Origin of the sequence: Micromonospora sp. HM134, assembly GCF_007833915.1 — a bacterium.
Lineage (GTDB): Bacteria > Actinomycetota > Actinomycetes > Mycobacteriales > Micromonosporaceae > Micromonospora > Micromonospora wenchangensis.
The window spans coordinates 6,007,076-6,029,640 of record NZ_CP041061.1 but is presented as its reverse complement, the minus strand read 5'-3'; the positions used below and the strand labels follow the sequence as shown (position 1 = coordinate 6,029,640).

Here is a 22,565-nt window from a genome sequence, read left to right as displayed (position 1 = left end):
GCAAGCTGCTTCTATTTTCGACTAACGCTGGTGTCCGTGTTCTGCGTAGGCGGCAGGCGCTCCATTGCGAGCGGAAATGGCGGTCTGGATCCTTCGCGCGAGCCGCGCTGGGCTGTAGCCCTCTAGATCTTGAGGGCGCACATAGCGCCATTCGGTAAGTTCTCCGTCTGCGAAACGAATCGCCTGCTCCTGGCGGGTGCTGAGAGATCCGGCGTCGAAGACGAATAGCAGCTTGTCGCCCTCTGTTGCTGTAGGAGCCCAGTCGACTATCAGCATCCGCCCGACTTCCACGGTGAGACTGAGTTCTTCTGCAATCTCCCGAATGCACGCTGTGCGCGGGGACTCGCCGGGTTCGACGTAGCCGCCAGGGATGTCCCAGTGGTCCTTATAGCTGGGGCGTACGAGGAGCACGCGGCCCTCAGCGTCGAAGAAGAGGGCGCCTGCGGCGACGCGTGGGGTTGCCACGGGTGGCATCTCGTTGGTCGTCACCTGGGCAGCGTAGACAGGTGGGGTTCAGTCGAGCACCTTGAGTCGCTGGGCCAGTCCGACCAGTTCGGCGGTGGGCTTGCCGCGCTGTCGGCGTATCCAGGTGAGGGCGAGTTGGCGGCTGAGGAAGTGGTGGCGGACCTGTTCGGGTGCCATCTGTTCGGCGTCGAGTAGGGCTGCTTGGGCGTCGTCGAGGCGGTTCCAGGAGCTGTAGGCGCGGGCGACTTCGAGGGCGTGCCGTACCCGGCGCTCCATGGGTAGGCCGGTGGTGTCGACGCGCGGGCCGAGGTCGATGGCGACTTGCAGGTCGCCCAGTTCGGCGGCGGTGGCGACGCGGTGGATGGCGACGTTGGTCGGTCCGAACGCTGTCCAGAGGTGGTTGGCGTCGGCTCCGAGCTGGTTCGCGGCGTGGTCGGCGGCGGCGAGGAAGGTGCGGGTGGTGCCGGCGTCGTTGGCGCGGGCGGCGGCCATGGAGCCGGACAGGAACAGGGTGCCGTAGACGGAGAGCAGTTCCGGGGTGGCGTGCGTGAGGTGGGGCTCCAGGTAGCCGGCGGCGTCCTCGGTGAGGCGGACGGCTTCGGCGTACCGGCCGGTGGCGTGTAGGGCGTGGCCGACGGACCGGAACAGGCTGCCGGTGATGAGCGGGTCGCCGGTGGGCCGGACGGCGGCCAAACCTCGGTCGGCGGCGATCCACGCGAGGTCGCTCTCGCCGAGCTTGGTGAGCTGGGTCGCGGCGAGTTGGTACGTCAGACCGAGTAGTCGGCGGGCGTGGTCCTGGTCGTCGCCGTGGTGGTGGTCGGCGGCGGCCTGGGCGCGGTGGAGCAGGTCGGGTAGGCGGCCGGTGACGTACCCGAAGCGGGAGTTCTGGTAGGCGTCCCAGAGTGCGCCGACGTCCTTCTTGAGTGCGGCGACGCTCGGGGGTTCCTGGTCCGGGCCGTTGGTGAAGGGGCCGAGGGCACGGTAGTTCATCAGGGCGGCGCGGAGTGCGGGGACGGTGGCGGTGCCGCTGTCGCTGGTCCAGTCGAGCAGGGCGGGTTCGCCGAGCAGGTCACCGAGGGGCACGTCCAAGACTTCGGCGAGGGACTTGATGACGGAGAGCCGGTCCAGCTCGATGCGGTTGTTCTCGACCTTGCCCAGCCAGTCGGCGGTACGGCCGATGAGTCCGGCCAGGACTTCTTGGGATAGGCCGCGTCGGTAGCGGTACCAGGCGACGCGTTCGCCGATGGTCAGGTTGTTCGTTCTCCCGCGCATCGGTCCACTGTCTCCCCTCAGCCTGCCGTGACCCCGGAAGGATTTTCCGGGTCGGTGGGCGGTTCGTGCCACAACCTGTCTGCATGACGGGGCTGAACGCATCGACCAACTGCCAATCCTGCTCGGGCGTGGGCTGGAAGTACACCCTTGCCCGCACCGCCATCCGGGGCATGGCGCGGGGGACTGAGCGGACGCGTTCCCTGGCCCGGCGGTCCTGCCTGGACTGCGCGGGTTCCGGTCGTACGGCGTCGTGCTGAGGCTGGCCCGGGGTGGGTGCTGGCGTGGGGCGACGACCCGAACGTCGTCCCGTGAATGGCCCGCCTACCCCGGTGCCTCGCGCCCCGCTGCCGCATCGTCCGGGTGTGCCCGCACCGGGTGACCTGGTGTTGATCGACCGCCGGGCGTCGGTGCAGTTCATCGGCGACCGGGCGCTGTGGCTGCGGGTGACGTCGGTGGACGACAGACCGACCTATGACGGGTGGGTGTGGCTCACCGGCTACTCGATCAACCGGGCCACCGGTGAGGCGTTGGCGCGGCGCGAGGTGTTCGTGCGGATCGCCGGCCTTCAACTTCTGCCACGGACGACAGCGAGCACGCCGCCGCGTAGGAACGCGGGGCCGGTCAGGAGGGGACATGGTGTTTGATGTTCGGGTTCGGCTCGGTGCGGTGTTGGAGATCAGTGCGGCGGAGCGGTTGATGCCGTCGGACGGACCGGTCACCTTGTGGGTGACCGGGGTACGGCTGGTGGCCCACCGCCCTCCCCATGACGAGTGGATCTGGGTCGAGGGGATCAGACTCGGCCGGACCGGCCGGCGGGGCCAACAGGCACAGATCCTGATCCGCGCGAGCAAGCTCCTGCCGGAGGACGCGCCCCGGTGAGCACCTACCTGTCGAGTGCGGCGCGTGATCGGCTTCGGGAGGCTCAGGCGCAGCTCGACCGGCACACGCCGTCGAGCGGGGATGGCCGTTGCGGGGGCTGCGGCGAGGAAGGGCCGTGTCCGCCGCGCCGGGCGGCGTTGCGGTTGTTCGGCCAGTACGGCTGTCTGCCGCGTCGGTGGCCGGGTGCGTCTCGGCCGGAGGCGGTGGGAGTGTCGTCGTCGTGGTCGGGGTGGTTGGCCGCTGCGGTGGAGGGTGTGACGCCGAACGGCTGAGGTGACTTGTTCTGTCATGCAAACAACTCATAAGCTGCTGTGATTCATGCAGTATTCACAGGTGGGGTGGCCCGCGATGGCGTACGAGATTCCGACGCCGAAGTACCTGCGCGTGTTGAACACGCTGCGGAAGCGCATCGAGGACGGCGACTACGTCCCCGGTGCGGCGCTGCCGTCGGAGAATCAGCTCTCCACGGAGTTCGGGGTGTCCCGTCCGACAGTGCTCAAGGCGCTCGGCATCCTCAAGCAGGATGGCTGGATCGAGTCGCAGCAGGGCAAGGGCAGCTTCGTGCGCGGCCGTCCCGTCTCCGGCCGTACCTCCCCGGACTATGCCCGGGACGCCGTCGAGCTGGACGAGACGGGGGAGACGGAGATCCTGCACGTCGGCCCGGTCCTGGCCTCACCGCGTATCGCGGCGGAATTGCAGATCCCCGACGGCACGCCCGTCTACGAGCGTCGTCGTCGGACCCTGTCAGAGGCGGGACCGGTAGACCTGGTGTCCACCTTTGTGCCGGTCGACATCGCGGTGGGTACGGACATCACCAAGCCGGACCCGATCCCGGGCGGCCTGCTCGACCTCATCGCCCGGCACAAGGGCCTCCGTGCCGACTACGCCACCGAACGCATGACCGCGCGCCGGGTCAACGAAGCCGAAGCAGCGGCCCTGGACGTCCCGGCCGACGAGCCGGTGCTGAGCGTCGTCATCACCGTCCACCAGGCGTCCGGTGACCCGATCATGGCATCAGTGCTAGTCATGCCCGGTAGCCGCCACGAGATCGAAGACACCTACGCCCTGTCCTGATCAAGTCCACAGGTCGCCGTAGAAGTCCTCGTCATCGTCGGCCGGCGGCAGCGGGGTCCGCCACCACAGATCGATGAGGAATTCGTCGGTGTCGGCATGCCTGCGGTGAACGCGGACGCCGTAGACGCCGGCTCCCTGCGGAAGCGTGATCTCCACTGCCGCTCCGCAGGCGATCAACTCGACGATCAGCTCTCCGGTCGGGCAGTGCAGCTCAAGCTGACGGCATCCGTCCCAGGAGCGGTCATCTGGTGCGGGCTCGCCGGCCCAGACCCTCAGCTCAAGCCCCGCTTTGGGCGGTGACGAGGAGGCCGGGACGCTGACCTGGTAGGTGGACGCCCCGGCCACCTGATCCTGCGCATCTTGGTAGGACTCGCCGTCATCGCCGGCATCGCACCACACGTCTCGCAGCACAAAGTGGCCGTACGAGACGCTGAGAGGGGTGCGGTGTTCCACGAGGGGCTTCATGGGTCCAGAGGCTGGCACCACCGTCCGACATTCGCTATGTGAACACGTCTCATCGAATCCCTTGCTTGTGCTTACAAGCTGACGTAGCTTGTTAGATCAACCGGTTGTCAGGAAGACGACTGGTAAGGCTAGGAGGCTGTTCGCGTGGTTCCGATGACGTTGAAGGTGCCGGTCCCGTCCGAGTACGTGTTCCCCGCCGGTGCGTTGTGCCTGGGGGTGTCGCCGCAGATTGATTTCGAGCGGCGGGGTGAGGCGGACAACCAGGCGCGGGACAAGGAGACGGGGGAGCGGGTCTGGGTGGTGCGGGTGATGGACCTGGACCCGGAGGCCGGGAAGTTCGGCCGGTCGACGGAGGCGAAGGTCAAGGTCGTCGCGGCCCAGCAGCCGGTGCCGCCGCCGTCGACCGTGCCCGGCTATCCGCCGGCCGTGGAGTTCGAGGGCCTGACCCTGACCCCGTACGTGGATTCGCAGCGGTGCAAGCCGGGCCGGTCGTCGGGTGACTGCCGCTCGCGGATGGCGTACTCGCTGCGGGCGACCGCAATCCGTCCGGCGTCGGCCGTTCCCGGCTCGGTGGTGGCCTGACCGCACCTTGCTTGTGCGCGCGGGGCGGGTCGTTTCCCCGCCAAGAGTCCCGACCCGTCCCGCGCTCTCCCATCCCTCATCTGGTGAAGGAGGGCGTGATGCCCACCGTAGTTCCCCCTGCCCTGATCCCCTCGCAGGGTCGCCGCCTGTGCGGGCGGTGGTCCTGATGTCCCGTACTCGTCTGGTCGGTCTGCGGCACGCCTACCGGGAGGCGGAGGCCGTCCTGCGGTCGGTGCTGCGGTTGCCGCCGGCTTCGGCGCGGGTGTGTGCGATCCGTTGCCCGTACTGCTGCCGGTGGGTGAAGCCGCGTCGGTTCGACCTGCGGCGGATGTCGTGCCGGTCGTGCATCGCGACGTTGGGTCGTCCGGGTCGGGGTGGTGACCTGTGCCTCTGATCAACATCATCCCGGGGGAGAAGATCCCGGTAGCTCCGATGAATGTGCGTCTGCCGGCGTGGCGGGTGCCGGGATGGCTGCTGGTGTTCTGGTGGCTCGCCCGGGGCCTGCTCCGCCTCACCGTCCTCGCCGTCCGCTACTGGTGGTTGACCGCTCCGGCCGTGCTCGTCCTGTGGGTGCGGGCGGAGTTCGGGGGCCTGGTCCTGGCCGGCGTCGTCCTGGCGGTGGCCGCCGGTTGCGGGGCGTGGTGGCGGTGGCACCGGTCGTCGTGGCTGCGGTTCGGCTGGTATCCACTGGTCGCCCGGGTGCGGATGTTGTTCGTCTACCGGCGGCGGTGGGCGTCGGTGATGGCGACGTGTGGGCTGGCGACCGCGTTCGCCGGGGACCGCTACGTCCCGCACCTGCTCAAGGTGCGGTGTGACAGGTTCGGCGATGAGTTGACCGTCCGGTTGTTACCGGGGCAGATCCCGGACGACTGGGGGCAGGCCGCGGAACGCCTCGCCTACGCCTTCCGCCTGCGCACCGGGCAGGCGCGGTCGGCTGCCCGGCCGGATCGGGTGGTGCTGCGGTTCGTACGCCGGGACCCCCTCGCCGGTGTCGTCGCGCCGCTGCCCGTGCCCGAGGTGCCGGCCCTGGACGGGCTCGCCCTCGGGGTCGGCGAGGACGGGCGGCCGTATCGGCTGCGTCTGTCGGGGTCGCATGTGCTGATCGCCGGGGCGACCGGGTCGGGCAAGGGGTCGGTGTTGTGGTCCCTGATCCGCTCCCTGGCTGGCGGTATCCGGTCGGGGCTGGTGGAGGTGTGGGCGTTCGACCCGAAGGGCGGCATGGAGTTGGCGGCGGGGGTGCCGTTGTTCGCCCGGTTCGCCTACGACGACCCCGACAGCATGGCCGGCGTCCTCGACGACGCCGTGAAGCGGATGCGGCTGCGGGCGGCCCGACTGAGCGGGGTGACCCGCCAGCATGTGCCGACGGTGGAGGAGCCGTTGCTCGTCCTGGTGGTCGATGAGATGGCGGCGTTGACGGCATACATCACTGACCGGAAGGTCCGCGACCGGATCAAGGAATCACTCGGCCTCCTGCTCTCCCAGGGCCGGGCGGTCGGCGTGCACGTGGTCGCCGCGCTCCAAGACCCGCGCAAGGACGTACTCCCGTTCCGCGACCTGTTCCCGACCCGCATCGGGTTGCGGCTGACCGAGCCGGAGCAGGTGGACATGGTCCTCGGCGATGCCGCCCGCGACCGGGGCGCCCTGTGCGACCGCATCCCCGAGTCGTCGCCCGGGGTGGGGTTCGCCGTCCTCGACGGCGTCCGCGAACCCCTCCGGGTTCGCTTCGCCTACCTCACCGATGACGACATCCGGCAGCTCGGCCGCGACTACCGCCGCCTCGGCGACACCGATCAGGGGGTGACCTCGTGAAGTCCAACGCAGAGCGGGTGGAGGGCGTGGTCCTGGTGCTCATCGTCCTCACGGTGGGCGGGCTGGCCGGCGCGGCGTCGTTCACCCACGTCCACGACTGGACCATGGCGAACTCGCCGGCCGGTACCGGGGACTGGTTCGGCTGGGCCAACGCCGCCATCTCCGAACTGCTCCCTCTGGCGGCGCTGCTGACCATCCGCCGTCGCCGCCGCACGGGCGGCCCGGTCGGCTACCCGCTGTTCCTGCTTGTCTGCGCCGTCGCGCTGTCCCTGGCGGCGCAACTGGCCGTGGCTCAGCCGAGCCTGTCCGGGTGGCTGCTGTCGGCCGTGCCCGCTCTGGCGTTCCTGGGGCTGTCCAAGCTCGTCTTCTCCACCACTCCTGCCGTCTCGGTGCCGGCGGCCGGCGACACGTCGGCCGATAGCTCCGACTGGGGCGAGTGGTCGCCCGAAGACGACCAGACCGACGAACGGCCACCTCTGCGCCTGGTCGACGTCGACCAGGCGGTGACCGTCGAACCGGCCCGACCGATGGCGGTGCAGCGGCCGGGGCTCGTGCCGGTGTCAGCGGCGGCGTTCGCACCCCGCAACGGTGCCAGCGGTGCGGAGCGTGACCGGTGACCCAACAGGAACTCTTCCCCACCACGACCCCAACCCCGCCCGAGGTCGAGCAGCCTCGGCCGGGGTCGCGGGCGGACCGGATGCGCAAACCCCTCGCCAAGGACGCGCTCAAGCAGCTCGCCGAACAACACGGCGTCTGCGTCCGGCCTCTGGCGCTGCGCCGCACCGACACCACTACCGGCCTGACCGAGGTGGTGGAGGTGCCCTGCGGGGCGACCCTGGCGGCGAAGTGCAAGCCGTGCGCCGAGAAGGGCCGGCGGCTGCGCATCCAACAGATCCGCGAGGGCTGGCACCTCACCGACGAACCCACCATCCGCCCCGACAAGCCCGGCGAGGACGTGCTCGCCCTGGTCCGGGTCCGGGCGCATCTGGAGTTCGAACGCGAAGCCATCCAGTACCAACCCCTCACCCCCGACGAGCGGGCCACCCACCTGGCCGAGATCGACGCCGCCATCGCCGAACTGGACGAAGCCCTCGGCGAAACCAGCCTGCGCGGACACCTCACCCCCAAAGACCGCGACGAACGACCCCGCCGCAAGCGGTCGACCCGGCGGCGGCAGGACTCCCCGGACCTGCCCCGGCTGCCCGTCGACCCGCGCACCGTCGGCCGCGCCTACTCCGGCAAAGCCGGGAAGACCCACCGGCCGTCGATGCTCATCACGCTCACCCTCGGCTCCCACGGACCCGTGCACTCCCACCTACGACGCGGCACCTACGTCGCGCCCTGCGAGTGCGGACAACGGCACGGCCCGCACGATGACGTGCTCAGCACCCCTGTCGACCCGACCACCTACGACTACCGGCGCGCAGCCCTGGACTCGATCCACTTCGCCCGCATCCTCGACCGGTGGTGGCAGAACGTCCGCCGCGCCGCCGGCTGGAACGTCCAGTACGCGGGGGCGGTGGAGCTGCAACGTCGACTGGCCCCACACGCCCACTTCGCCATCCGGGGTACCCTCCCGCGTCGGCTGCTCAAGCAGATCGCCGCCGCGACGTACCACCAAGTGTGGTGGCCGTCCTTCGACGAGATGGTCTACCGCGTCGACAAGCCACCGGTGTGGGACGTCGACCGACAGGCGTACGTCGACCCCAAGACCCGCCAACCTTTGCCCACCTGGGGCGAAGCGCTCGACGCCCTGGAAGAACCCGACAGCCGACCCGCCTACGTCGCCCGCCTCGGCCGGATCGACGCCCGAGGTATCGAGCAGGGCACCCGCGACGCCGAACGCTCCATCCGCTACGTGACGAAGTACGTCACCAAAGACCTGACCGACCAGGCCAAGCCCCGATCCGACGCCCAGAAGGCACACTTCGACCGCCTGCACGCGGAACTGTCCGTGCTGCCGTGCTCCCCGACGTGCGCGAACTGGCTGCTCTACGGCGTTCAGCCGGACGGCGTCAAGGCGGGCTTGACGCCCGGCCGGTGCACCGGGAAGGTCCACCAACGCTCCACCCTCGGCTTCACCGGCCGCCGCGTGCTCGTCTCCCGCCAGTGGTCCGGCAAAACCCTCGCCGACCACCGGGCGGACAACCGGGCCTGGGTGCGGGCGATCCTCGCCGGCGGCATGGCCGACACCGAGGAACACGACCAGGCCGCCGACGAACCGGACGGGTCGAAGCGGTACCGGTTCGAACTCGCCCGACCCGAAGACCCCGACGTCCCACCTCTCGAACACCGACTCCTCCGAGCGATCTCCGCCCGCATCCGCTGGCGCGCAGACCTCGACACCGCCCGGATACGAACAGCGACCACCGCAGCGACGACCGATCCACCCGCCGCGCTCGCGGCCGTAAGCCTGGGAGGAGTAACCGCATGAACGACGAGCTGTTGACCGCTGACGAGGTCGCCGCTCGGCTCAAGGCAACCCCGCGATTCGTCCGCCGGCTGGTCGCCGAACGACGGATCGCCTTCGTCAAGGTCGGCCGCCTGGTGCGCTTCGAGGCGTCGGCCGTCGCCGCCTACATCGACAGCAACCGGGTCGTACCGATGACCCGGGCGCACCTGCGTGACTACCTGGGGGAGGTGGCCTGATGGCGGCCAGCAAGGGCCGGCGGCGTTTCGGCAACGTGCGTCGCCTCCCGTCGGGGCGGTACCAGGCGCGGTACGTCGGGCCGGACGGGTTGGAGCGGAAGGCACCGCGCACCTTCGAGAGTGAGCGCCAGGCGGCCAAGTGGTTGACCGTGGTGGAGTCGGAGATCATCAAGGGGGAGTGGACGGCACCGGAAGCGGGAGAGATCAAGCTCGACGGGTACGGCCGGAATTGGATCGCCGAGCGGAAGCTCCAACCGCGCACCCGGGAGAACTACGAGGACCTGTTCCGGCTGCACATCGGCCCCCACCTCGGCGCGCTGGCCCTGGGCGCGATCAAGCCGCAGACCATCCGCACCTGGCGGCGCACCCTGCTCGACGGCGGTACGACGGAGCCGCAGGCGGTCAAGGCGTACTCACTGCTGCGGGCGATCCTCAATACCGCCGTAAAGGAAGACGAGCTGATTCGGCAGAACCCCTGCCGTATCCCGGGCTATGACCGCTATCACACGCCGGAGCGCCCGGTGGCGACCGTCGCCCAGGTGCTCGCGCTCGCCGAGCGGATGCCGCCCCGGTTCGCCGCGCTGGTGATCGTCGCTGCGTTCTCCGGTCTGCGCTGGGGCGAGCTGGCGGCGCTGCGGCGCTCGGACGTCGACCTCACGGCCGGCACGGTCCGCGTCCCGCGCAAGCTGGCCGCACTGCGCAACGGGATGGAGTTCGGTCCGCCGAAGTCTGCGGCGGGTAACCGTACGGTGACCCTTCCGGCGGCGGCCCGGACGGTGCTCGCGGACCACCTGGCCGCGTACGTGGGGGAGGGGCCGGAGGCGTTGGTCTTCACCGGGGACAAGGGGGCGGTGCTGCGTTCCGGCAACTTCCGCCGGGCGGTCGGCTGGGCGTCGGCGCTGCGGGCGGCGGGCATGCCGGCCGGGTTCCACTTCCACGACCTGCGGCACACCGGCAACAACCTGGCGGCGGCGACCGGGGCCAGCACCCGGGACCTGATGCACCGGATGGGGCACGCGAGCATGCGGGCCGCGCTGATCTACCAGCATGCGAACAGCGAGCGCGACCGGGAGATCGCCGACGGCATGGACCGCCGGATCACCAAGCAGGCGAAGCGGGCGGCGGCCACGGCCAGGTCGAGCAAGGGCAAGGGAGCGACGTCCAAGGTCAAGCCGAGCCAGGCCCCGGCCAAGGCGTCCAAGGACAAGCCGGCGAAGCGGAACGCGACCGAGGCGAAGCCGGCGGCCCGTAGGGCGGCCAAGGGCACGAAAACGGCCCGCCCGGCACGCGGACCCGCCTCGGGCGACACGGCCGGCGCTACTGGCACGCCAATGGCACGCAAGATCAAAGAGGGCTAGTACGAGAACGGCCCAGGCTCGGCGAGTATGCCGCTGACCTGGGCCGGAAGGTGTGGAGCGGGCGACGGGAATCGAACCCGCACCGTCAGTTTGGAAGACTGAAGCTCTGCCATTGAGCTACGCCCGCAAACGCCCCGTACACCAGGACGCGCCCACACCTTACCCGCTCCCTCCACCCCCCGCGCACCGGCATTCCCCGCGCCTCGGCCCCGGTGATCAAGAGGTTTGCGTCACCTGCGGCGATCAACTTGACGCAAACCTCTTGATCACCGACCCGGGTGGCTTTCCGGGCGGCCCGCCGGAGGGGGTGTGGGGACGCCCCGGCATCCCGGGCGGGGCGCGACGGCATACACTTCTTTCGCCACGGGGTGTGGCGCAGCTTGGTAGCGCACTCGCTTTGGGAGCGAGGGGCCGTGGGTTCAAATCCCGCCACCCCGACTGCGTGCGCATCCCGGGATCACCCCCCCGGGAGGCGACGCCGATCCGTGCGGTTCGCCGGGCGCTGCCGGAGCAGCGTCCCGGCTCGCCTACACTCGATGCGCGCAATCACGCCCAGACCCAGACCCACCACTGAGATCCGTCAAGGAGTACGCCTGTGAAGAGCACCGTCGAGACTCTGAGCCCGACGCGCGTGCGGCTCGCCATCGAGGTGCCGTTCGTCGAGCTCGAGCCGAGCCTCAAGAAGGCGTACCGGGAGATCGGCCAGCAGGTCCAGGTTCCCGGCTTCCGTCGGGGCAAGATCCCGGCCGCCGTGATCGACCAGCGGGTGGGCCGGGGCACCGTGCTCAACGAGGCGGTGCAGGAGGCCATCCCGCAGAACATCCTCGCCGCGGTGCGCGAGCACGACCTCAAGACGCTCGGCCGCCCGGAGGTCGAGATCACCGAGTTCAACGACGGTGACTCGCTCAACTTCACCGCCGAGGTCGACGTCCGGCCCGAGCTGACCCTGCCGGACCCGGCCACCGTCGAGGTGACCGTCGACGAGCTGCAGATCGACGAGACCGAGATCGACGAGCAGGTCAAGAACCTGCGCGAGCGGTTCGCCACGCTCAAGACCGTCGAGCGGGCCGCCGCCGAGGGCGACTACGTGCAGATCGACCTGAACGCGACCGTCGACGGCGAGGACGTGCCGGGCGGCTCGGCGAGCAACATCTCGCACGAGGTCGGCAGCAAGCAGCTCCTGCCGGGGCTGGACGAGGCCCTGGTCGGTCTCGCCGCCGGCGACGACACCACCTTCACCACCCAGCTCGTGGGCGGCGACTTCGCCGGCCGGGACGCCGAGGTGGCGGTGACCGTCCGCACGGTCAAGGAGAAGGAGCTGCCCGAGCTGGACGACGACTTCGCCCAGATGGCCAGCGAGTTCGACACCATCGACGAGCTGCGCGCCGACCTGCGGGAGAAGGTCACCCGGGGCAAGCGGGTCGAGCAGATCTACGCCGCCCGGGACAAGGCCCTGGAGCAGCTCGTCGCCGCCGCCGAGGTGCCGGCGCCGGAGGGTGTCGTCCGCGAGGAGGTCGAGAGCCGCAAGCAGGCGATGGTCGACCAGCTGGAGCGGATCGGCGCTTCGATGGAGGAGTACCTCGCCGCCGAGGAGAAGACCGAGGAGCAGATCGACGCCGAGCTGACCGAGGCGGCGACCGAGGGCGTCAAGATCCAGCTGCTGCTGGACACCCTGGCCGACGCCGAGGACACCCAGGTCTCCGACGACGAGTTCGGCCACGAGATCGTCCACCGGGCGCAGCGTGCCGGGATGGCCCCGCAGCAGTACTACGACCAGCTGGTCCGCTCCGGTGCCGCCGCCGCCGTCTTCGGTGACGTGCGGCGCGGCAAGGCGCTCGCCTCCGTGATGGAGAAGATCAAGATCAAGGACTCGGCCGGCAACGAGGTCACCCTCGACGCGCTGCGGGCCGAGAGCGAGCAGGCGCACGACCACGACCACGAGCACTGATCCGACCCGGTCGGCCGCCGTCCGCCCGTTGCGGCGCACGGCGGCCGAACCCCTTTTCCGGGTACGTCCCGAGCCTGCTGCGCTGAGAGCGAACAGTGCCGCGAGCGGGAGTCGATCACCCGGTGGAGCGGTTAATGTCGGGTACGACGGTACGGAGAGCGAAGGGCTGCCATGACCGACATGCACATCCCAGCGAAGCCGCTCCGGGCGATCGAAGCCCGAGGTGGCGACACCATTGGCAACCTCGACGACTCGGTCTACAACCGGTTGCTCAAGGAGCGCATCATCTTCCTCGGCAGCGAGGTGAACGACCAGGTCGCCAACCGCATCTGCGCCCAGCTGCTGCTGCTCGCGGCGGAGGACCCGGACCGCGACATCTTCCTCTGGATCAACTCGCCGGGTGGCTCGGTCTACTCCGGCATGGCGATCTACGACACCATGCAGTACATCGACAACGACGTGTCGACCGTGGCGATGGGCATGGCCGCCTCGATGGGTCAGCTGCTGCTCTGCGCGGGCACCAAGGGCAAGCGGTACGCCCTGCCGCACGCGCGGATCATGATGCACCAGCCGTCCGGTGGCCTCGGTGGCACCGCGTCGGACATCGCGATCCAGGCCGAGCAGATGCTCTACACCAAGCGGATGTTCCAGGAGCGGGTCGCCCACCACACCGGGCAGAGCCAGGCGCAGATCGAGGCCGACTCGGACCGCGACCGCTGGTTCACCGCCCAGGAGGCCATGGACTACGGCTTCATCGACAAGGTGATCATCGGGGCCACGCAGGTTCCGGATGGCGCCGGGACCCTGAGCTGAGGAGCTGACGATGACCGATCTGAGCCTGCCGCCCCAGTTCGCGGCCGTGCACAACCGTTACGTCCTGCCGTCGTTCGTCGAGCGCACCTCGTACGGGGTCAAGGAGTCCAACCCGTACAACAAGCTCTTCGAGGACCGGATCATCTTCCTCGGCGTCCAGGTCGACGACGCGTCGGCCAACGACGTGATGGCGCAGCTGCTGACGCTGGAGGGCACCGACCCGGACCGCGACATCATCATGTACATCAACTCGCCCGGTGGTTCGTTCACCGCCATGACGGCGATCTACGACACCATGCAGTACGTCCGGCCGGACATCTCCACCGTCTGCCTGGGCCAGGCGGCCAGCGCGGCGGCGGTGCTGCTGTCGGCGGGCACCCCGGGCAAGCGGATGGCGCTGCCGAACTCGCGGATCATCATCCACCAGCCGGCCACCGAGGGCGGCTACGGGCAGGGCTCGGACATCGAGATCCAGGCCCGGGAGATCCTGCGGATGCGCACCCAGCTGGAGGACATGCTCTCCCGGCACTGCAACCGGCCGATCGAGCAGGTCCGCAAGGACATCGACCGTGACAAGATCATGACGGCCGAGGAGTCCAAGGAGTACGGACTGGTCGACACGATCCTGACCAGCCGCAAGAAGGGCCTGCTGGCCGCCAACGCGGCCCGCTGAGCACCACCGGTCGGAGGCCGGTCGGGTGAGCAGTTCCCGGCCGGCCTCTGACACACCCGTTTTGGGGGTCGGAGAAACCCTCGCCAGCGGGTAACGTCGGGTCCGTACGGCGTGGCCGGGTCGGACCGGCGGAACGGATTTCACCACGGACGGGCGCTCCGGCGTCCGCGGTTCAGGGCCGGTCTCCGGTCGACGAGTGCAGGGAGAACGTAGGTGGCACGGATCGGTGACGGCGGCGACCTACTGAAGTGCTCGTTCTGCGGCAAGTCGCAGAAGCAGGTCAAGAAGCTCATCGCGGGCCCAGGGGTCTACATCTGCGACGAGTGCATCGACCTCTGCAACGAGATCATCGAGGAGGAGTTGGCCGAGTCCGGCGAGGTGAAGTGGGAAGAGCTTCCCAAGCCGATGGAGATCTGCCAGTTCCTCGACAACTACGTCGTCGGCCAGGACCAGGCCAAGAAGGCGCTCGCGGTGGCGGTCTACAACCACTACAAGCGCATCCAGGCCGAGGCGGCCAACGCCCCCGGCTCCGGCAGCGACGCGGTCGAGCTGGCCAAGTCCAACATCCTGCTGCTCGGCCCGACCGGGTGCGGCAAGACGCACCTCGCGCAGACCCTGGCCCGGATGCTCAACGTGCCCTTCGCCATCGCGGACGCCACCGCGCTGACCGAGGCGGGCTACGTGGGCGAGGACGTGGAGAACATCCTCCTCAAGCTGATCCAGGCCGCCGACTACGACATCAAGCGCGCCGAGACGGGCATCATCTACATCGACGAGGTCGACAAGATCGCCCGTAAGTCGGAGAACCCGTCGATCACCCGGGACGTCTCCGGCGAGGGGGTGCAGCAGGCCCTGCTCAAGATGCTGGAGGGCACGGTGTCGAACGTGCCGCCGCAGGGTGGCCGCAAACACCCCCACCAGGAGTTCATCCAGATCGACACCACCAACGTGCTGTTCATCTGCGGTGGCGCCTTCGCCGGCCTCGACCAGATCATCGAGGCCCGCACCGGCTCCGGCGGCACCGGCTTCGGCGCCCGGCTCCGGTCGGTCTCCGAGCGTTCCACCGACGACATCTTCAGCCAGGTGATGCCGGAGGACATGCTCAAGTTCGGGCTGATCCCCGAGTTCATCGGCCGGCTTCCGGTGATCACCAACGTGCGCAGCCTGGACCGTTCCGCCCTGGTGCGCATCCTCACCGAACCGCGCAACGCCCTGGTCCGGCAGTACCAGCGGCTCTTCGAGCTGGACGGCGTCGAGCTGGAGTTCGAGCCGCCGGCGCTGGAGGCGATCGCCGACCAGGCCATGCTCCGCGGCACCGGCGCCCGTGGCCTGCGCGCCATCATGGAAGAGGTCCTCCTCTCCGTCATGTACGAGGTGCCGAGCAACCCGGACGCCGCCCGGGTGCTGATCACCCGCGAGGCCGTGCTGGAGAACGTCAACCCGACCATCGTGCCGCGCGAGTTCACCGGTCGCCGGGCCCGTCGCGACCGCGAGGAGAAGTCGGCCTGACCGACACCCCTTCCACCGTCGGAAGCACGGCCCCCGCCCGGGGCCGTGCTTCCGCGTGTACGGGCGTTTCGACCCTGACCGCCACCTGACCGGCCGCCCACCCCGGTCCCACACCCTCGGCTCGCGGTCGCCCCTCGGTGGCGCTCCGGGCGTTCACGGTGTGCCCCTGTGATCGACCGTGGGTGTCCGAGCGCCCGTCCCGGGTGGCGCAGCCGGTCGGGTGTCCACGTTCCGGCCTCTCCGGGTCGCGGACTGTCCCGGGATCGCCGTCCGCCCGTACCCTGGGCAGCATGCGCGTCGCCGTCTGCCAGCTCAACGCCCGCGACGACCGGTCGGCCAACCTGGCCGCCGCCGAGGCCCTGCTCGTGCGGGCCGCGGCGGCCGGTGCCGACCTGGCGGTCCTTCCCGAGTACGTCGACTATCTCGGCCGGGCCGAGGGGATGCCGCCGGCCGAGGGGGTGGACGGGACGGTGGGCACCTTCTTCGCCGAGGTGGCCCGGCGACTGGGGATCTGGCTGGTCGCCGGCTCCTTCCACGAGGTCGGGCCGGACCCGGCGCACACCTGGAACACCTCGTTGGTCTTCGACCGTTCCGGCGTCCTCGCCGCCAGCTACCGAAAGATCCACCTGTACGACGTGGAGATCCCCGGTCGGGTGTCCTACCGGGAGTCCGCCACGGTGGCACCCGGAGCGGAACCCGTGGTGGTCGACGTGGAGGGTCTGCGGGTGGGGCTGACCATCTGCTACGACCTGCGCTTCCCGGAGCTGTACCGTCGGCTCGCCACGGACGGGGGTGCGCACCTGCTGGTCGTGCCGGCGGCGTTCATGATGCACACCGGCCGGGACCACTGGGAGGTTCTGCTGCGGGCCAGGGCGATCGAGAACCAGTGTTTCGTGGCCGCTGCGGGGCAGACCGGTGACCACGACCCGGGCCGGACGTGCTTCGGCCGCAGCATGGTGATCGACCCGTGGGGCACGGTGCTCGGTCAGGTGCCGGACGGGCCGGGTCTCACCGTGGTCGACCTCGACCTGGACCGGCTGCGCACGATCCGGGCCGAGCTGCCCAGCCTGGCCAACCGCCGTCTCTGAGCGGCTCGGCAGGCGGGCCCGCCGAGGGTGCCGGGCGTCGGTCAGCTCAGCAGCACTCCCACGACCGCCAGCGCGATGATCGCCGCCGCCGTCACCAGCAGGGCCGTTCCCATCCTGGAGGGTCCGCGTCGGGCCAGCCGAACGACCGACAGTACGACGACGACGAGGACGACCGCCGCGATCACCAGTTGCCAGAAGGGCAGCAGGAGTCCCAGCAGTGCGTCGTCGGCGAGGGTGACCGTGGGGGAGCGGGACGCCTCATCCATGGCAGCCACTCTGGCACGGATCGGCCACCTCGGCGTTGTTTCGGTACGCGGGTGGGACACCGGTAGGGCCGGATGTCGGCAGGCGACGCCCGCCGACGAGAGCAGTGACGATCATTGATTTGCCTTCCGTGGGACGTCCGCGTAACTTTCTCTCTGCACGCGGGAGGCCGGACGAACCGGCCGAGAACGGGCACCAGGATCGTGGCGGAGACGCCGAGCGATGCTGAGGATCGGGCGGTGCGAGGTGCTCCGAAAGTTGGGGTTGCGAACGCGAAGCCGACCGGGTAGAGTTCTGAAGCCGGCAGGGAGCCGGGCGGGCACCGCGAAAGCGGATGCCGGCCGGTCTGCCGATTCCCACGATCGTAACGACTGCCGGAAACGGTATGCGGTGCAACGTGGATACGGTCGAACCAGGCTGGCGGATCGCGACAGCGAATTTGACAGCGAAATTCGGTCCAAGTAGCTTAGGGAAGTTGCCCCGACTGGGTGGCCGTTGGTGCGGTGGTCTGGTTGGTGTGTGGTTGTTCTTTGAGAACTCAACAGGGTGCTTGTAAAGCCAGTGCCAATTGTTTTATACCCCGTGCCGGCTGAATCTTCGGGTTTGGTTGGTTTGGGATTCCTTTGGCAACATGTTTGTTGTCGGGATTGCTGTTCGACAGGTTTTTGTTGGAGAGTTTGATCCTGGCTCAGGACGAACGCTGGCGGCGTGCTTAACACATGCAAGTCGAGCGGAAAGGCCCTTCGGGGTACTCGAGCGGCGAACGGGTGAGTAACACGTGAGTAACCTGCCCTAGGCTTTGGGATAACCCTCGGAAACGGGGGCTAATACCGGATATGACCTCCTGTCGCATGGTGGGGGGTGGAAAGTTTTTCGGCCTGGGATGGGCTCGCGGCCTATCAGCTTGTTGGTGGGGTGATGGCCTACCAAGGCGACGACGGGTAGCCGGCCTGAGAGGGCGACCGGCCACACTGGGACTGAGACACGGCCCAGACTCCTACGGGAGGCAGCAGTGGGGAATATTGCACAATGGGCGGAAGCCTGATGCAGCGACGCCGCGTGAGGGATGACGGCCTTCGGGTTGTAAACCTCTTTCAGCAGGGACGAAGCGCAAGTGACGGTACCTGCAGAAGAAGCGCCGGCCAACTACGTGCCAGCAGCCGCGGTAAGACGTAGGGCGCGAGCGTTGTCCGGATTTATTGGGCGTAAAGAGCTCGTAGGCGGCTTGTCGCGTCGACCGTGAAAACTTGGGGCTCAACCCCAAGCCTGCGGTCGATACGGGCAGGCTAGAGTTCGGTAGGGGAGACTGGAATTCCTGGTGTAGCGGTGAAATGCGCAGATATCAGGAGGAACACCGGTGGCGAAGGCGGGTCTCTGGGCCGATACTGACGCTGAGGAGCGAAAGCGTGGGGAGCGAACAGGATTAGATACCCTGGTAGTCCACGCTGTAAACGTTGGGCGCTAGGTGTGGGGGGCCTCTCCGGTTCCCTGTGCCGCAGCTAACGCATTAAGCGCCCCGCCTGGGGAGTACGGCCGCAAGGCTAAAACTCAAAGGAATTGACGGGGGCCCGCACAAGCGGCGGAGCATGCGGATTAATTCGATGCAACGCGAAGAACCTTACCTGGGTTTGACATGGCCGCAAAACTTCCAGAGATGGGAGGTCCTTCGGGGGCGGTCACAGGTGGTGCATGGCTGTCGTCAGCTCGTGTCGTGAGATGTTGGGTTAAGTCCCGCAACGAGCGCAACCCTCGTTCGATGTTGCCAGCGCGTTATGGCGGGGACTCATCGAAGACTGCCGGGGTCAACTCGGAGGAAGGTGGGGATGACGTCAAGTCATCATGCCCCTTATGTCCAGGGCTTCACGCATGCTACAATGGCCGGTACAATGGGTTGCGATGCCGTGAGGTGGAGCGAATCCCAAAAAGCCGGTCTCAGTTCGGATCGGGGTCTGCAACTCGACCCCGTGAAGTCGGAGTCGCTAGTAATCGCAGATCAGCAACGCTGCGGTGAATACGTTCCCGGGCCTTGTACACACCGCCCGTCACGTCACGAAAGTCGGCAACACCCGAAGCCGGTGGCCCAACCCTTGTGGAGGGAGCCGTCGAAGGTGGGGCTGGCGATTGGGACGAAGTCGTAACAAGGTAGCCGTACCGGAAGGTGCGGCTGGATCACCTCCTTTCTAAGGAGCACCATCCGGTGAAAGCCGGTATGGAGCCCGCGGCCTGCGGATGTCGGGTCGGGGTGCTCAGATGGCGGAGACACTGGCGAGTTTGTGTCCGGCAACGGCCGGGATACCTAGTACAGCTGCTCTTCGGGGTGGTGGGAACGGTTCCTTCTGGTGCGGCTGGGTAGGAGCGTATAGCACCCTGTTGGGTCCTGAAGGAACAACCTGAGGTTGTTTTTTCGGAGGACTGTTCTGGAGCGTGAGCTTCGGTGGTCTGCCAGGCATGGCCTGGCCTCGCATACCGGGTCCCTGTTGGGGTTGCTGGTGTGGGGCTGTGGGGTTGTGGGTTGGTTGTTTGTTGAGAATTGCACAGTGGACGCGAGCATCTTTGTGGTCAAGTTGTCAAGGGCGAACGGTGGATGCCTTGGCACCAGGAGCCGATGAAGGACGTGGGAGGCCGCGATAGGCCTGGGGGAGCTGTCAACCAAGCTGTGATCCCAGGGTGTCCGAATGGGGAAACCTGGCACCAGTCATGTGGTGTCACCCGCACCTGAACACATAGGGTGTGTGGGGGGAACGCGGGGAAGTGAAACATCTCAGTACCCGTAGGAAGAGAAAACAATTTAGTGATTCCGTGAGTAGTGGCGAGCGAAAGCGGATTGAGGCTAAACCGGTTGCGTGTGATACCTGTCAGGGGTTGCGTGGTCGGGGTTGTGGGACCCTGCTGAACGAGCTGACACTTGTTCGAGGAGTTATAAAGTCAGTGGCTAGCCGAATGGTGTGGAAAAGCCAACCGTAGTCGGTGAGAGTCCGGTAGGTGAAAGTTGCTGATCTTCTGTGGGTGTTCCCGAGTAGCGGCGGACTCCTGTAATCTGCCGTGAATCTGCCAGGACCACCTGGTAAGCCTAAATACTTCCTGGTGACCGATAGCGGACGAGTACCGTGAGGGAATGGTGAAAAGTACCCCGGGAGGGGAGTGAAATAGTACCTGAAACCGTTCGCCTACAATCCGTCGGAGCCTTGCGGGGTGACGGCGTGCCTTTTGAAGAATGAGCCTGCGAGTTAGTGGCATGTGGCGAGGTTAACCCGTGTGGGGGAGCCGTAGCGAAAGCGAGTCTGAAGAGGGCGTTTGAGTCGCATGTTCTAGACCCGAAGCGGAGTGATCTAGCCATGGGCAGGCTGAAGCGCGGGTAAGACCGCGTGGAGGGCCGAACCCACCAACGTTGAAAAGTTGGGGGATGATCTGTGGTTAGGGGTGAAAGGCCAATCAAACTCCGTGATAGCTGGTTCTCCCCGAAATGCATTTAGGTGCAGCGTCGTGTGTTTCTTGCCGGAGGTAGAGCACTGGATGGTCTAGGGGGCCTACAAGCTTACCGAAATCAGCCAAACTCCGAATGCCGGTAAGTGAGAGCGCGGCAGTGAGACTGCGGGGGATAAGCTTCGTAGTCGAGAGGGAAACAGCCCAGATCACCAGCTAAGGCCCCTAAGCGTGTGCTAAGTGGAAAAGGATGTGGGGTCGCATAGACAACCAGGAGGTTGGCTTAGAAGCAGCCACCCTTTAAAGAGTGCGTAATAGCTCACTGGTCAAGTGGTTCCGCGCCGACAATGTAGCGGGGCTCAAGCACACCGCCGAAGCTGTGGCATTCACATTTTAATCTCGCTTGGACGTGATTCCTTGTGCAGGTGTGTGGATGGGTAGGGGAGCGTCGTGCCGGGGGTGAAGCAGCGGGGTGACCTAGTTGTGGACGCGGCACGAGTGAGAATGCAGGCATGAGTAGCGAAAGAAGGGTGAGAAACCCTTCCGCCGGATGACCAAGGGTTCCAGGGCCAGGCTAATCCGCCCTGGGTGAGTCGGGACCTAAGGCGAGGCCGAGAGGCGTAGTCGATGGACAACGGGTTGATATTCCCGTACCCGCGAAGGAGCGCCCGTGATGAACCTCGTTGTGCTAACCACCCGAGCTGGCTGATGTCTTCGGACGGATGTTGGGGAGCGTGGGAACCTGGCGGGTAGTAGTCAAGCGATGGGGTGACGCAGGAAGGTAGCTGAGCCCGGCCGGTGGTTGTGCCGGGGTAAGCGTGTAGGCCGACATGTAGGCAAATCCGCATGTCATGGGGCTGAGACGTGATGCCGAGCCGATTCAGGTGAAGTCAGTGATCCTATGCTGCCGAGAAAAGCCTCTAGCGAGTTTCGAGCGGCCCGTACCCCAAACCGACACAGGTGGTCAGGTAGAGAATACCGAGGCGATCGGGCGAACTGTGGTTAAGGAACTCGGCAAATTGCCCCCGTAACTTAGGGAGAAGGGGGGCCGGAGACGTGAAGCCCCGTGCGGGTGGAGCGTTGTATGGCCGCAGAGAGCAGGGGGAAGCGACTGTTTACTAAAAACACAGGTCCATGCGAAGAAGTAATTCGATGTATATGGACTGACGCCTGCCCGGTGCTGGAACGTTAAGGGGACCTGTTAGCTCTTTGGGGCGAAGCGGAGAACTTAAGCGCCAGTAAACGGCGGTGGTAACTATAACCATCCTAAGGTAGCGAAATTCCTTGTCGGGTAAGTTCCGACCTGCACGAATGGCGTAACGACTTCCCCACTGTCTCAACCACAGGCCCGGCGAAATTGCAGTACGAGTAAAGATGCTCGTTACGCGCGGCAGGACGGAAAGACCCCGGGACCTTTACTATAGCTTGACATTGGTATCTGAATGGGCTTGTGTAGGATAGGTGGGAGCCGGTGAAACCTGTACGCCAGTATGGGTGGAGGCAATCTTGAAATACCACTCTGGTTGATTTGGGTATCTAACTTCGGACCGTTATCCGGTTCAGGGACAGTGTCTGGTGGGTAGTTTAACTGGGGCGGTTGCCTCCTAAAGGGTAACGGAGGCGCCCAAAGGTTCCCTCAGCCTGGTTGGCAATCAGGTGTTGAGTGCAAGTGCACAAGGGAGCTTGACTGTGAGACTGACAGGTCGAGCAGGGACGAAAGTCGGGACTAGTGATCCGGCACTTGCGTGTGGAAGCGGTGTCGCTCAACGGATAAAAGGTACCCCGGGGATAACAGGCTGATCTTCCCCAAGAGTCCATATCGACGGGATGGTTTGGCACCTCGATGTCGGCTCGTCGCATCCTGGGGCTGTAGCAGGTCCCAAGGGTTGGGCTGTTCGCCCATTAAAGCGGTACGCGAGCTGGGTTTAGAACGTCGTGAGACAGTTCGGTCCCTATCCGCCGTGCGCGTAGGATACTTGAGAAGGGCTGTCCCTAGTACGAGAGGACCGGGACGGACGAACCTCTGGTGTGCCAGTTGTCCCGCCAGGGGCACGGCTGGTTAGCTACGTTCGGAAGGGATAACCGCTGAAAGCATCTAAGCGGGAAGCCTGCTTCAAGATGAGGTATCCCACCCCACTTTGTGGGGGTAAGGCCCCCAGCTAGACGACTGGGTTGATAGGCCGGAAATGTAAGCTCGGTAACGGGTTCAGTTGACCGGTACTAATAGGCCGAGGACTTGATAACAAGGCTGCTACGCGTCCACTGTGCAACTCTGAACAAACACCAAACAACCC

Annotated in this window: 19 protein-coding genes, 2 tRNA genes and 2 rRNA genes; 18 read left to right on the top strand and 5 right to left on the bottom strand. The window is 66.9% G+C overall.

Translation table 11 applies throughout. The features are described 5' to 3' along the window. Positions 1-21: 21 nt before the first annotated feature. Together FJK98_RS26060 and FJK98_RS26055 are read right to left on the bottom strand one after the other, a co-directional pair. Complete coding sequence (locus tag FJK98_RS26060) at positions 22-489, bottom strand: NUDIX hydrolase (RefSeq protein ID WP_240762364.1); 468 nt, start codon at positions 487-489, stop codon at positions 22-24. A 24-nt stretch (positions 490-513) separates the two neighbouring features. Further along, a complete protein-coding gene (locus tag FJK98_RS26055) occupies positions 514-1,737 on the bottom strand; it encodes a helix-turn-helix domain-containing protein (RefSeq protein ID WP_145921332.1) in 1,224 nt (407 codons plus the stop codon). A 362-nt stretch (positions 1,738-2,099) separates the two neighbouring features. On the opposite strand from FJK98_RS26055, the gene FJK98_RS26050 reads away from it, so the two are divergent. The 3 genes from FJK98_RS26050 (at position 2,100) to FJK98_RS26035 (ending at position 3,690) form a co-directional block, all read left to right on the top strand. After that, positions 2,100-2,381 (top strand): hypothetical protein, encoded by a 282-nt coding sequence (locus tag FJK98_RS26050; RefSeq protein ID WP_145921331.1) that lies wholly within the window; start codon positions 2,100-2,102, stop codon positions 2,379-2,381. Further along, positions 2,371-2,616, top strand: coding sequence for a hypothetical protein (locus FJK98_RS26045; protein WP_240762363.1), 246 nt, complete (start codon positions 2,371-2,373; stop codon positions 2,614-2,616). Before FJK98_RS26050 ends, FJK98_RS26045 begins: the two co-directional genes overlap by 11 nt. Before the next feature lie 348 nt (positions 2,617-2,964). Continuing rightward, complete coding sequence (locus tag FJK98_RS26035; protein ID WP_145921330.1) at positions 2,965-3,690, top strand: GntR family transcriptional regulator; 726 nt, start codon at positions 2,965-2,967, stop codon at positions 3,688-3,690. Here FJK98_RS26035 and FJK98_RS26030 read toward each other — a convergent pair whose 3' ends face one another. After that, on the bottom strand, positions 3,691-4,155 hold the full coding sequence (locus FJK98_RS26030) for a hypothetical protein (protein ID WP_145921329.1): 465 nt from the start codon (positions 4,153-4,155) through the stop codon (positions 3,691-3,693). 153 nt (positions 4,156-4,308) lie between these two features. Here FJK98_RS26030 and FJK98_RS26025 point away from each other — a divergent pair, with 153 nt between their 5' ends. The 7 genes from FJK98_RS26025 (at position 4,309) to FJK98_RS25995 (ending at position 10,553) form a co-directional block, all read left to right on the top strand. Further along, complete coding sequence (locus FJK98_RS26025; RefSeq protein ID WP_205789219.1) at positions 4,309-4,737, top strand: hypothetical protein; 429 nt, start codon at positions 4,309-4,311, stop codon at positions 4,735-4,737. A gap of 166 nt (positions 4,738-4,903) precedes the next feature. Beyond that, positions 4,904-5,131, top strand: coding sequence for a hypothetical protein (locus FJK98_RS26020; protein ID WP_240762361.1), 228 nt, complete (start codon positions 4,904-4,906; stop codon positions 5,129-5,131). Between the two features lie 38 nt (positions 5,132-5,169). Continuing rightward, positions 5,170-6,546, top strand: a complete 1,377-nt coding sequence (locus FJK98_RS26015; RefSeq protein WP_240762359.1) for an FtsK/SpoIIIE domain-containing protein — start codon at positions 5,170-5,172, stop codon at positions 6,544-6,546. Next, a complete protein-coding gene (locus FJK98_RS26010) occupies positions 6,543-7,163 on the top strand; it encodes a DUF2637 domain-containing protein (protein WP_145921326.1) in 621 nt (206 codons plus the stop codon). Before FJK98_RS26015 ends, FJK98_RS26010 begins: the two co-directional genes overlap by 4 nt. Next, positions 7,160-8,980 carry a replication initiator gene (locus FJK98_RS26005; protein WP_145921325.1) on the top strand — a complete coding sequence of 607 codons (1,821 nt, stop codon included), beginning with the start codon at positions 7,160-7,162 and terminating at the stop codon, positions 8,978-8,980. Before FJK98_RS26010 ends, FJK98_RS26005 begins: the two co-directional genes overlap by 4 nt. After that, complete coding sequence (locus FJK98_RS26000; protein WP_018831717.1) at positions 8,977-9,195, top strand: helix-turn-helix domain-containing protein; 219 nt, start codon at positions 8,977-8,979, stop codon at positions 9,193-9,195. The genes FJK98_RS26005 and FJK98_RS26000 overlap by 4 nt, the downstream gene beginning before the upstream one ends. Further along, entirely contained in the window at positions 9,195-10,553 is a 1,359-nt protein-coding gene (locus FJK98_RS25995) for a site-specific integrase (protein WP_240762357.1), read from the top strand. Before FJK98_RS26000 ends, FJK98_RS25995 begins: the two co-directional genes overlap by 1 nt. A 53-nt stretch (positions 10,554-10,606) precedes the next feature. Here FJK98_RS25995 and FJK98_RS25990 read toward each other — a convergent pair. Next, positions 10,607-10,680, bottom strand: a tRNA-Gly gene (locus FJK98_RS25990). A 237-nt stretch (positions 10,681-10,917) separates the two neighbouring features. Between FJK98_RS25990 and FJK98_RS25985 the strand changes: the two genes are divergently transcribed. The 6 genes from FJK98_RS25985 to FJK98_RS25960 all read left to right on the top strand — a co-directional run bounded on the left by FJK98_RS25985 (position 10,918) and on the right by FJK98_RS25960 (position 16,584). Beyond that, positions 10,918-10,991: transfer RNA gene (locus FJK98_RS25985), tRNA-Pro, on the top strand. 157 nt (positions 10,992-11,148) lie between these two features. After that, positions 11,149-12,501, top strand: coding sequence for a trigger factor (gene tig / locus FJK98_RS25980; RefSeq protein ID WP_145921324.1), 1,353 nt, complete (start codon positions 11,149-11,151; stop codon positions 12,499-12,501). A 171-nt stretch (positions 12,502-12,672) separates the two neighbouring features. Continuing rightward, on the top strand, positions 12,673-13,314 hold the full coding sequence (locus FJK98_RS25975; protein ID WP_067310650.1) for an ATP-dependent Clp protease proteolytic subunit: 642 nt from the start codon (positions 12,673-12,675) through the stop codon (positions 13,312-13,314). Between the two features lie 10 nt (positions 13,315-13,324). Further along, the gene (locus FJK98_RS25970) at positions 13,325-13,987 is read left to right on the top strand and encodes an ATP-dependent Clp protease proteolytic subunit (RefSeq protein ID WP_030333536.1); all 663 of its coding nucleotides are present in this window, start codon (positions 13,325-13,327) and stop codon (positions 13,985-13,987) included. Positions 13,988-14,200: 213 nt separating this feature from the next. Beyond that, complete coding sequence (gene clpX / locus FJK98_RS25965; RefSeq protein WP_145921323.1) at positions 14,201-15,496, top strand: ATP-dependent Clp protease ATP-binding subunit ClpX; 1,296 nt, start codon at positions 14,201-14,203, stop codon at positions 15,494-15,496. Between the two features lie 290 nt (positions 15,497-15,786). Further along, positions 15,787-16,584, top strand: coding sequence for a carbon-nitrogen hydrolase family protein (locus FJK98_RS25960; RefSeq protein WP_145921322.1), 798 nt, complete (start codon positions 15,787-15,789; stop codon positions 16,582-16,584). 41 nt (positions 16,585-16,625) lie between these two features. Here the strand turns inward: FJK98_RS25960 and FJK98_RS25955 are convergent, their stop codons facing one another. Further along, positions 16,626-16,850, bottom strand: coding sequence for a hypothetical protein (locus tag FJK98_RS25955; RefSeq protein WP_088647105.1), 225 nt, complete (start codon positions 16,848-16,850; stop codon positions 16,626-16,628). A 663-nt stretch (positions 16,851-17,513) separates the two neighbouring features. On the opposite strand from FJK98_RS25955, the gene FJK98_RS25950 reads away from it, so the two are divergent. Together FJK98_RS25950 and FJK98_RS25945 are read left to right on the top strand one after the other, a co-directional pair. Beyond that, positions 17,514-19,028 (top strand): 16S ribosomal RNA (locus tag FJK98_RS25950). 377 nt (positions 19,029-19,405) lie between these two features. Beyond that, a 23S ribosomal RNA gene (locus tag FJK98_RS25945) occupies positions 19,406-22,515 on the top strand. Together the 16S and 23S rRNA genes form the textbook arrangement of a ribosomal RNA operon. The last annotated feature ends 50 nt before the right edge of the window (positions 22,516-22,565 follow it).